Source organism: Anaerolineae bacterium, from assembly GCA_016931895.1.
GTDB lineage: Bacteria > Chloroflexota > Anaerolineae > 4572-78 > J111 > JAFGNV01.
This window is the reverse complement of the sequence record JAFGDY010000023.1, coordinates 1-10,481: the sequence shown is the minus strand read 5'-3', so window position 1 is coordinate 10,481 and position 10,481 is coordinate 1. Positions and strand designations below refer to the sequence as shown.

At 50.9% G+C, this 10,481-nt stretch carries 11 protein-coding genes; 10 read left to right on the top strand and 1 reads right to left on the bottom strand.

Features of this window, described 5'->3' with window-relative positions:
- Positions 1 to 236: 236 nt before the first annotated feature.
- Complete coding sequence (locus JW953_02090; protein ID MBN1991464.1) at positions 237 to 1,127, top strand: LysR family transcriptional regulator; 891 nt, start codon at positions 237 to 239, stop codon at positions 1,125 to 1,127.
- A 4-nt stretch (positions 1,128 to 1,131) separates the two neighbouring features.
- Here the strand turns inward: JW953_02090 and JW953_02085 are convergent, their stop codons facing one another.
- Positions 1,132 to 1,890: a serine/threonine-protein phosphatase gene (locus JW953_02085; GenBank protein ID MBN1991463.1), complete on the bottom strand. Its 759-nt coding sequence runs from the start codon at positions 1,888 to 1,890 to the stop codon at positions 1,132 to 1,134.
- Between the two features lie 274 nt (positions 1,891 to 2,164).
- Between JW953_02085 and JW953_02080 the strand changes: the two genes are divergently transcribed.
- From JW953_02080 to JW953_02040, 9 genes are all read left to right on the top strand, one after another.
- Positions 2,165 to 3,247: a beta-galactosidase gene (locus JW953_02080; GenBank protein MBN1991462.1), complete on the top strand. Its 1,083-nt coding sequence runs from the start codon at positions 2,165 to 2,167 to the stop codon at positions 3,245 to 3,247.
- Positions 3,244 to 4,077: a transporter substrate-binding domain-containing protein gene (locus tag JW953_02075; GenBank protein ID MBN1991461.1), complete on the top strand. Its 834-nt coding sequence runs from the start codon at positions 3,244 to 3,246 to the stop codon at positions 4,075 to 4,077. Before JW953_02080 ends, JW953_02075 begins: the two co-directional genes overlap by 4 nt.
- 89 nt (positions 4,078 to 4,166) lie before the next feature.
- The gene (locus JW953_02070; GenBank protein ID MBN1991460.1) at positions 4,167 to 5,174 is read left to right on the top strand and encodes a pentapeptide repeat-containing protein; all 1,008 of its coding nucleotides are present in this window, start codon (positions 4,167 to 4,169) and stop codon (positions 5,172 to 5,174) included.
- A 61-nt stretch (positions 5,175 to 5,235) separates the two neighbouring features.
- Positions 5,236 to 5,853: a uridine kinase gene (udk, locus tag JW953_02065; protein ID MBN1991459.1), complete on the top strand. Its 618-nt coding sequence runs from the start codon at positions 5,236 to 5,238 to the stop codon at positions 5,851 to 5,853.
- 152 nt (positions 5,854 to 6,005) lie between these two features.
- Positions 6,006 to 6,191 carry a hypothetical protein gene (locus JW953_02060; GenBank protein MBN1991458.1) on the top strand — a complete coding sequence of 62 codons (186 nt, stop codon included), beginning with the start codon at positions 6,006 to 6,008 and terminating at the stop codon, positions 6,189 to 6,191.
- 404 nt (positions 6,192 to 6,595) lie between these two features.
- Positions 6,596 to 6,757: a hypothetical protein gene (locus tag JW953_02055; protein MBN1991457.1), complete on the top strand. Its 162-nt coding sequence runs from the start codon at positions 6,596 to 6,598 to the stop codon at positions 6,755 to 6,757.
- A gap of 157 nt (positions 6,758 to 6,914) precedes the next feature.
- A complete protein-coding gene (locus JW953_02050; protein MBN1991456.1) occupies positions 6,915 to 7,121 on the top strand; it encodes a hypothetical protein in 207 nt (68 codons plus the stop codon).
- Entirely contained in the window at positions 7,114 to 8,949 is a 1,836-nt protein-coding gene (locus tag JW953_02045; GenBank protein MBN1991455.1) for a DUF3987 domain-containing protein, read from the top strand. The genes JW953_02050 and JW953_02045 overlap by 8 nt, the downstream gene beginning before the upstream one ends.
- A gap of 165 nt (positions 8,950 to 9,114) precedes the next feature.
- The gene (locus tag JW953_02040; GenBank protein ID MBN1991454.1) at positions 9,115 to 10,113 is read left to right on the top strand and encodes an AAA family ATPase; all 999 of its coding nucleotides are present in this window, start codon (positions 9,115 to 9,117) and stop codon (positions 10,111 to 10,113) included.
- The last annotated feature ends 368 nt before the right edge of the window (positions 10,114 to 10,481 follow it).

Here is a 10,481-nt window from a genome sequence, read left to right as displayed (position 1 = left end):
TGGGGGTCTATCTGGTTCATTTTTGCCCCATTTTACCATGCAGGAGTGACTTTTACTCAATCCTTATCCCGAACTCAGGTTATTATTATTTTTTTGCTCTCAAAACCTCACAGAACAACAGGTGATTGACAACCGTTAAGGTTTGAGGTATAGTATAAATCAATCGGTAGTACCGTGTCAAGCGGTTATTTTAGATATAAAATATCGGTTTTATTGAACTCAAGGAGGGGGAACTGATGGAACTGCGCCAACTAAGAACATTCCAGACCATCGCCACGTTGCACAGTTTCAACCAGGCGGCCAAAGTTTTGGACTATGCCCAATCCACTGTTTCGGAACAAATCAAGGCTCTTGAAACGGACCTTAACGTTCGTCTTTTCAAAAGAGCCGGCAAACAAGTTGCGCTAACGGAGGCCGGGGAAATACTGTTGCAATACGCCCAAAAAATTTTAAACCTTGAAGAAGAAGTTAGAACCGAAGTGGGCAATCACGAAGAAACATATGGTTCGTTGTCTATCAGAATTCCTGAAACCGTAAGCATCTACTATTTGCCGCCCATTTTAAAGAAGTTTCAACAACGTTTCCCCAAGGTTGGCCTGAATTGCAATAACTGCACTTACTTTAGTTTACAGGAAGAACTACGCTCAGGCGTTACCAACCTGGCCTTTTTAATTGTTGACACCTTTCGGATGGCCGATCTGGTGACGGAAGAATTAATGACAGTCCCTTTGGCCATTGTCACCTCTCCTGATAATCCGCTGGCAAGTCGTCAAAGTATCGGCGTGCATGACCTGAAGAATGAAACCGTTCTTGTGCCAACCGCTGATTGCAGTTATGTTAGGCTGTTGGAAAAGATACTCACCGAGGAAAAGGTGGTGTTACCAATGAGGTTGCAATTTAACTGCATTGAAGCCATAAAAAAATGTGTGATAGCCGGAGCGGGTATAACCATGCTGCCCCAAATTGCGGTAAAGGAGGAACTAACTGCGGGGTCGCTGGTGGAATTACCCTGGGTAAACGGGCCGATCTACGCCAATTTGTTAATGATTTGGCAAAAGGATAAGTGGATGTCGCCGATTTTGCGGGCGTTTATGGAGATAGCCAGAGAGGTTTTGGTTTCGGCCTAATATTTTAAACGCTCGCCGCGGGAAGTATTTTTATGGCCACCACCGAAACGTTATCTTTGCCGCCCCCCTCGTTCGCTGCCCCCACTAAAGCGTCTACGGCCTGGGCCGGGTGGTCGTCTGCTTTTTGCAGTTCTGTTAAAATTTGGTTATCTTCAACCATGTTCCACAGACCGTCGCTGCATAAAAGCAACCAATCGCCCGGCGCAACTTTGATTTCGGCAGTAGATGGGTTCAGAACAGTATCCTGGCCAATGGCTTTGGTCAAAATGTGGCCCAATCTGGTGTCGGGAAAATTGGTTTTAGCCGGCGAGCCTTTTCCGCCAAATTGCGCTTTCCACGAGTCGTCCTGGGTCAGTTGCATTAAAGTAGCGCCGCGGGCCAAATAAGCGCGGGCATCGCCCACGTGGCTAATGTAGGCCATAGCAGAGCGGAGCAGAGCCACCACAATGGTCGTGCCCATTTGGCGTTTTTGTCCGGCCTCCTGGGCTGCCTGAAAAACAACTTCATTGGCCTGCTCAATGGCCTTGGTCATTAACGCGGTAATAAATGTCGGTGAGATTGGCTCGGTTTTGTCTTTGAGTTCAGCCATAATGAACTGGCCAACGGTAGTGGCCGCCAGTTGACTGGCTACATCGCCCGCTTCATGGCCGCCCATACCATCCGCTACAATAAAAAGGTTGGCCGACTCATCCACCCACACGTAATCTTCATTACGCCTGCGGCGGCGGCCGGTATCGCTTTTATGGGCAGAGACAATGCTCATTACTTATCTCCTGACAGATAAAGTTGGTCAGGTTCCTGGCATAGCGTAGGGGAAACGCTTAAATTAAGTATAGCATTGGTCAAGGTATCTGGCAATGAACCTGTAGAATATTGAGAGCAGGCCTTTCAGACAGCCATCTGAAAAAATTTTTCATAAGTTTTTGTTTAACGGTATAATTCACTACCCCTATAAACACGATCCAGGGGAATGGATGATTTGAATGTTGATGCCAACCTCGCCTGCGCCTAATATCTTGACCTTTATATCCCGGATTATGCTTTTGTTTTTTTGCCTGCTGGCCCTTCTCTGCCTGCCTGCGGCTGAGTCGCCCCACGAAATTGAATTAGGGCTGCCGCAAACCGTGTTTACCCTCAATCCCAAAATGGGCGTCCATACCCGCCTGACCGACGAGGTTGAACCCTGGAAAATCAAACGCACTTTAGAGATGGTCCGCGAGATGGGCGCGCCCTGGATTGTAGAATATTTTCCCTGGGCCTATCATGAACCATTCCCCGGTTTTTTTGACTGGTCCCACAGCGATTTAGTGATTGACCACGCCAACCGGCAGGGGCTAACCGTAATTGCTCGCCTGGGCCTGACGCCGGACTGGGCCAGACCGGCCGATTCCGCCTCCACGTTTCTGCCGCCGGAACGATATGCCGACTTTGGCGATTACGTGCAAGCCTTTGCCGATCGTTATGGCGACCGGGTGCCGGCCATCATTATCTGGAACGAACCAAACCTGGCCCTGGAATGGGGCTTTGAGACAGTGGACCCGGCAGGTTATACCAAATTATTGGCCGTAGCCTATCATCGCGTTCAGCAATCCAATCATCCCCACGTGCTGGTGCTGGGCGGCGCGTTGGCCCCTACCCTGGCCCCACCCGGCCACGAGCAAGCGATGAACGATTTGATTTATTTGCAGCGCATGCTTAACGCCGGGGCCGGTGAGGTGATGGATGGCCTGGCCGTCCATGCCTACGGCTGGAGCTTTCCTGCCGATGATCCCCCCCACCCGCAGGTCATTAATTTTCGGCGGACGGAGTTGGCCCGCCAATTACTGGTTGACAACGGTTATGCCGGCCTGCCCATCTACATCACCGAAGGGGGCTGGAATGATCACCCCCGCTGGACGCGGGCGGTCAAACCGGCCCAACGCATTAAAAACACCATCCGCGCCTACCAATTGGTAAAAGGTTGGCCCTGGGCGGAGATGGTCGCGCTGTGGGCTTTTCGTTATCCCTGGCCCGCCCGCACTTATCTTGATTACTTTACTTTTGTTACGCCCGATTTTGAGCCAAAGCCAATTTACCTGGAGGTGCAGCGGTATAGCCGGGGAGAGGAACTGGCGCGATGAGGCAGAGAGCGGGCGTCGAGGGACGGGTGTCACGGGTCATGGGTCGCGTTTTGGGTTTTAGAGGGGCGTTCATTTTGATCGGTCTCACCCTATTATTGGGTTTCATTGTTTGGCGGCTGTATCCCTCTGGTGATGATGGCGCGTTGGCCGAAATTCAACGGCGGGGAACGTTGCGGGTGGGCCTGGACGCCAGCTTTCCGCCTTTTGAAATGATAAACGAAACCGGCCAAATTGTGGGCCTGGACGTTGACCTGGCCCAGGTCATTGCCGCCGATTTGGGCGTAGAGGCTGAGTTTGTTAACATTGGCTTTGATGGGCTGTACGATGCGCTGCTGGCCCGCCGGGTAGACATCATCATTTCCGGCCTGCCTTATGACCCTCGCTGGACGCAGGATGTGGCCTACACGCACAATTATTTCAACGCTGGGCAGGTGCTGGTGACCTGCGCCAACAACAATGCCGTCAACACAGTTGAGGATTTAAAGGGGCGCACGATAGCCATTGAGTGGGGCAGCCAAGCCGATATGGAGGCGCGGCAGTTGGCGCGAGAAGTTGAAGGCATAACGTTGCTGCGCCAGGAAAGCGCCGCGGCGGCCTTAACCGCATTGTTTGGCGGCCAGGCCGACGCGGCCATTGTGGACGCCGTCAGTGGTGTTAGCGCTTTTTCGCGGGGGCTAAAAATTGTGGCCTATCTGACCGATGAGTGGTACGCCGCCGCCGTGCCCATCAAAAGCCAGGCCTTACTGGAAGCCGTTAATGAAACCTTGATTCGGTTGGACGAGAGTGGCCGGATGGCCGAGATGCAGGCGCAATGGCTGCACGGACAATAAAATACAAGTTTTCATAATATTTTGGATTGATGGTTGTCAGCAAAAAACAGGTATGATATACTGAATAAAAACTCCGTCAAAGCAAAACCATGGAACGCGGACAAGTTATTCACACAATCAAGGCCGCCCGCAAGCAGGGTGAAATACCCAACTTGAGCGAACTCGATTTGAGCGAACTCGACTTAAGTGGGGTTGATCTGCGCGGGGCTAATTTGATCCAAGCCAACCTGGAAAAGAGCAATCTACGCAAAGCCAGCCTGATCCGCGCCACGTTGGTTGAGGCTAACCTGAATAAAGTTGATCTCTCCAGGGCTTATTTGCACGGGGCCAGGCTGGATGGGGCCAACTTAAGCCGGATTGATTTGCATGGAGAAAATCTGGATACGGCCAGTTTGGTTGGCACCAACCTGAACAAAGCCAACTTGCGCAAAGCCTATCTACGCTGGGTAAAACTGAACGAGGCCAGTTTGTTTGAGGCTGATTTATCTCAGGCTAATTTGCGAGCCGCTACCCTGAAGCAGGCTAATTTGAGTCAAGCTAAACTGCCCAAAACCAACTTGAGCAAAGCTGATCTGAGCCAGGCTAACCTGCACCGGGCTAATTTGGCCGAGGCAAACTTGAGTGAAGCCAACCTGAACAAAGCTGATTTGAGCCAGGCCAATCTACGTTTGGCCAACCTGGCCGGAAGCAATCTTACTGGCGCCAATCTGGAAGGAACGCGCCTGGGCCGGGCCAATTTGAGGGGGGCCAATCTGAGTGGAATCAACTTAAGCGCAGTGGCCAATTTGAAAAAAATCAACTTGAGCGAAGCTAATCTGAGCCAGGCCGATTTACAAGAGCTCGATCTGAGTGAAGCCAACTTGAGCCATGCTGATTTAAGTGAAGCCAATCTGACCGGCGCTAAAGTAAACGAGGCGCAGTTAGAGTATGCCAAACTTGACGGCGCAACAATGCCCGACGGCAGCAAATACACCCCTAAAGAAGCTCCCCCCCCCACCGACGGCCCTACTGTCAGGGCGTCTGGAAAACATAGAGCCACCGTTTCCGGCCTGGCGGCCAGCCTGGCCCGGATAAAAAAACATCAACAGAGGAAGTAATGCGGTTCAACAATGCCGGTGGCCGGACTGCATTTGCCCCTCCAGAAATGGGAGGGGCCAGATGAGAAAACCCATCATCATTGGCGTGGCCGGGGGCACTGCTTCCGGTAAAACAACCGTTTCCCAAAAAATACTGCAGGCGGTGGGGCCGGAGCATTTGGCTTACATTGAGCATGATGCCTACTACCGAGACCTGAGCCATTTGCCGCTGGAACAGCGCCGGGAATTCAATTTTGACCACCCCGACGCGCTGGAAAATGAGCTTTTGGTTAAGCACCTGGAATTGCTTCTCCAGGGACAACGGGTGCAAATTCCAATTTACGATTTTGCCCAATACGTGCGGACCAACCGGCTTGAGCTGGTTGAGCCGCGGCAGGTGATTTTGGTGGCGGGCATTCTTATTTTTGTAGATAAAAAACTGCGGGAGATGATGGATATTAAAATCTATGTGGACGCCCCGGCGGACCTGCGCTTTATCCGCAGGCTAAAACGAGACATCGCCGAACGGGGGCGGTCGGTGGATATGGTGATTGAACAATATTTGCAAACGGTCAGGCCCATGCACCTGGAATTTGTAGAACCCAGCAAACGTTACGCCGATGTGATAATAAGTACCCACAATTTTGTTGAAGTGCTGAATGTCTTACAAATGGCGATAGGTAGTATAAAGCAAGGATAGCAAGCATTTTATTGCCTGCTTCAAGGTATTGGAAACTCGTGCTTTAACGGGCGAAAAAACGCCCGCTTATGCTTGAAATCATCTCAAATGTATGATAAGTTAATTGTACTTAATAACTTCATAATCTTGAAATTTCAAGAAAGGTTTTTACCGTGAACGAAATCGAGATGGATGATAAATCAAAAGCTCTTGAGGCGATTCATGAGGAGGCAGTAAAACTCCTAAAATTCGATATGCCTTTCGAGGTTAGACAGGGAATCGGGTTAATCATTTCTATAGCCAGGTATCAGCTTGATGTCCGAGGCAGCGACCAGAAAAAAAGTGGTAATCCAGAATAGTACCAAAGTACCATACTTTATGTTGAGTTGACATAATCCTCAACGTAGACAACGGAAGAATTATGTGCTACAATAATTGATAATTTAATAAAGACACAACGCGCTTGATCGGGGCGGGATGCCCCGATTTGAGCGGGATGCGAAAAAAGAGCGTTTGTGGAGACAATTGCGAGTGTATCACTCGTAGTTTGTTCCATAACCGCTCTTTTTTTTGTCGAAGCGAGGGAATATGCAAAGCAAAAAAATGGTTTCAGTGGAATTTCCGGCTGATTTGGCTAAAAAATCACGTGTTGTTGCGGCGAATCTCAATTTGAGTCGCTCTGAATTGATTCGACGCGCTACAGAAAATTTCATAGCGCAAATCGAGCGAGAACAAAACAAACCCGCCACAAGGAAGGTCCGACATGGTTAATCTCGATATCTTCTGCGAACTCGGTCATCTTCTAATTGAAGCCCAGATTGAAGCCGCCAAAACCGTGCCGGAGAATTCGGCTGAAGTTTGTGAGCCAGCGCCCGAAACGGTCGGCACCGAGGCCGGGGAGTTAAAAAATGATGAGTCAGCGTAGAACGAAAAACGCGGTGCGGGCCGCGTTTTTCACAAAGAAGAATATCCAAAATCGTTCGCTCGGCAATGCAAATTTGCCGAACAGATTCGATTTGTTTCATTATAGCAACATTTTCAGAATGTTGCAACCGCAGCCAGCAGCGGGGGGGGAATGAACAATGTCTGAACATTTAGCGACCGCGCGACAGTTAGCATTTTTGTCGCGATTGATTGCCCGCGCCGGCCGGGGCGTCTATGAGCAGGAAAAACAGCGATTTGGAATAACCAAATCCGCGACTCAATTGACAAAAGATGAAGCAGCGTGTCTGATTGCCGCTCTACTTGATGAACGCCGGCAGGCGCACAGAGGGCGCAAAAATGAGTAAAAATTTTACCCCCCCCTCACCACCGCCGACCATTCCCGATAAATTACAACCGCATAGCGTCGAAGCTGAAGAAGCGGTTTTAGGCTCGCTTTTGGTTGGCGCCGATCCTGAGCAATTTCAAAAAATTCCGTTTTTGGAATCCAGTGATTTTTTCATTCAGCGCAACGCCTGGCTTTTTCAGACTATTAAAGATTTGGCCGAAGCCGGCACCCCGGCCGACCAGGTAACGCTGATGGATGAGTTAGACCGGCGTGGTCTTTTGGACAAAATCGGCGGCACGCCTCGATTGTCCAGTTTGCTCAATCAAACCCCTACATCGTTTCATCTGGTTCACTACGCTGAAATTGTTCACAGAACTGCGATACGACGCCAACTCATCGAAGATGCGGGACAGCTATCCCGGCTGGCGTTCAATGATAGGGTGACTGATGACGAATTAGAACGCCAGCAAGCAATAATCGCAAGCCGAACCGTGTCTTTTTCAAAAAACGGCAGAATCGGCGAGTCGATGACAACATGTCAACCGCTACCAGAAAATGTGCCGGTTTTTGACCGCAACCACACCTCGCATTGGCTCGGTCTCTATGTGGATTACGGTCACAAAGTCTCACCTATGACCCCGTTTATGTTTCACCAGTCAGCCGGACTCTGGTTGGCGAGCGTGGCGATTGCCCGGCGATTAAAAGTTTCTATGCCATTTGGCGATGTCTACCCCAATCTTTTTGTCGTGTGGATTGCACCCACGACGCTGTTTCGCAAAACAACCGCTTTGGATGTGGCCCGGCGAATTTCGCGCCGGGTGATGCCTCACCTGTTGACAGCGCAGGACAGTACGCCAGAAGCCATGCTGTCCGACCTGGCCGGCCGTCAACCGACAAAATTTGAGCTATTGAGCGAACCCGACCAGAAACAGTGGCAAAAGAGCCGGAATTTCTGCGCTCAAAGGGGTTGGTCATTGGACGAAATCTCAGGACTGTTGGCCAGCGCCGGACGCGATTACAACGCCGGATTGATTGAAGCCTTGCTCAGGCTCTTTGACTGTGATGAGAATTTCACTCGCTCCACAAAAAGCAGTGGTCTGGTCATCGTCAAAAACGCTTATTTATCATTACTTGGCGCGTCAACGCCGGGGGCTATATCGTCTCACCTGAACAATTCGCGGCTTTGGGCAATGGGTTTCTGGCCGCGATTCGCTATTTTGACGCCAGAAACAAGGCCGGAATGGGCTGAACCCGGACACGTTGACGAACCCGGAGAATTGAGCGCCGGTTTAAGTCGGTTGTTAAATCGTTTGCCTGGCTCAACCTGGCCCGAACCGCCGCCGGCGCTGGATGTCACTTTCGCGTCTGGGGTGTTTCAGGACTGGAGTCGGTACAACAGAGCAGTAAGTTTTGACTTGTTGACCGGCGACCTTGATTCAAGGCTGCACGGCAGCTATGGCCGGTTGCCTGTCCAGGTTCTGAAAGTGGCTACCATCCTGGCCGCGCTGGACTGGAACGACGAACCCGCGCCGGTCATCGAGAGTTATCATTTTGCTCACGCTGTAGCTATTTGCGAAAAATGGCGGGCGAGCGCACACCGCGTCTTGGAAATGAGCAACCAGACTGATTTTAGCACGCTCCAGGAACGCATCATCAGACAGCTTGGCCGGCACGAACCACAAGGCGCGACGTTGCGCGATTTGTACAAAGCGATGAAGGATAGAACGCCAGATGAAATCGAAGATGCGCTTTGTCAGCTTGAAAAAACAGCGATGGTTCAAATAATCGAACAAAAACCAGGCGCAAAAGGCGGGCGACGGACGACTCGCTACAAATTGGCAAGGTAGTTTTGGGGTATTGGGTATTGTATTTTTATACCCCATAACTATATAAATACTAATCTAATGAGGTTTTGGGGGTGTCAGGGGACAGAACCAAAACCCCCAAAACCCCCAAAACCTCTTAGAAAAACCGACATTATTACCCGGTAATAATTCATAAAGGAGAAAGTCATGGCTTTCAAGAAATTCCAAATCCAAAAATATCCCCCACGCTTGTGGGCATTGGTTGGCTATCCCGGCAGCGGCAAGTCCACTTTTGCGACTCAGATGCGGACTCCACTTTTGCCCATTGACGCGGACAACCGTTTTGCTGAAGTGGTTACCCTGGCCAGGGGCGACGTGTACCGGCTGAGCGACAATCCGGCCGACAACACCAACCCTGAAATTATCACCCGGCTATTGAACGAAAACATGGCCGAGTCAGACGTTGCGACGATTGTCGTAGATAGTCTAACCGCCATCATCACCCCTCTTGTGACCCAGGCCGTTATTGATAATGACGCTGGGCTGAACAAAAATCGAATCGCATCTTTTAAGGCCAAAGCCCTGGCTATGCGCCAGATTCAGGACACGGTTAGTAGATGGGGATGTGGTGTCTTGTGGATTTACCATTTACAGGATGCAATGGACGCCCAAGCCAACAGTATCACCCGTGCAACCCTCAGCAGCACCGAACGCGCCCGGCTGTATCGCTCACTCAATCTTGAACTGCATATTGTTCAGGAAAACGAGCGCCGGGGCGTCAAGGTGGTTTGGGCACGCCGGGGCCGGTCTGGGATGACGCTTTGGGACGAGTCGGGTATGTGGGCCGGGATGCCGGAAAAAATAGAATCGGCCGTTTATGATGGGCTGACCGAATCCGACCAGGAACAAATTGAGAAGCAGTCCCCTGCTTTATTCCCGAATCCGGAAGCCGCGATTGCTTGGGGATTTGAGCAGGGGGCTTTTAGCGCGTTACAACACGCCAGGAACGCTTACCAGAAATTGCGAACGGAAAAACAACCTAAAAATGCCCAAGAAATGGCGACGTTGTGGGCTGATGAAGTCCGGCACCGGCTGGCTGACCTGGCCCTGGCCGACGACCAGGCCCGCGATAGCGCAACGAGTGAGCAGCCGGCATTGTTTGGGGAAGTAGAAAGTGGGCCGAACTATTATGGAGCCGAAAACTAACCCGCGCCAAAATCCGATTTTTTGGCCCGCATGCTTTCGTTTCGACATACTTTGTTAGCCTATGCGCCAAGATATGCTATCCAGACGCACCCAGGCCCTCAGATTCGCGCCAAATCGGGCAAAAGGTAGGGGAGTACCGGCCAATGCTAATTAACGCCTTTATTTGCGATTACAGAGGCCCGTTTGCTGGACATAATGGGGCAGAATGGCGATTTTAGGGGGAAGATAGATTTTATTTCGCATAACTTCGATTATGCGTAATAAAACACTTCGCAAAACCATCGCTTTTTGAGGGGTGTGGGGGCAGGGTAATTCTTGAAAGGATTGACATAAATGAGTGAAGATAAAAGAGGGGGCGGGCAGCCGGG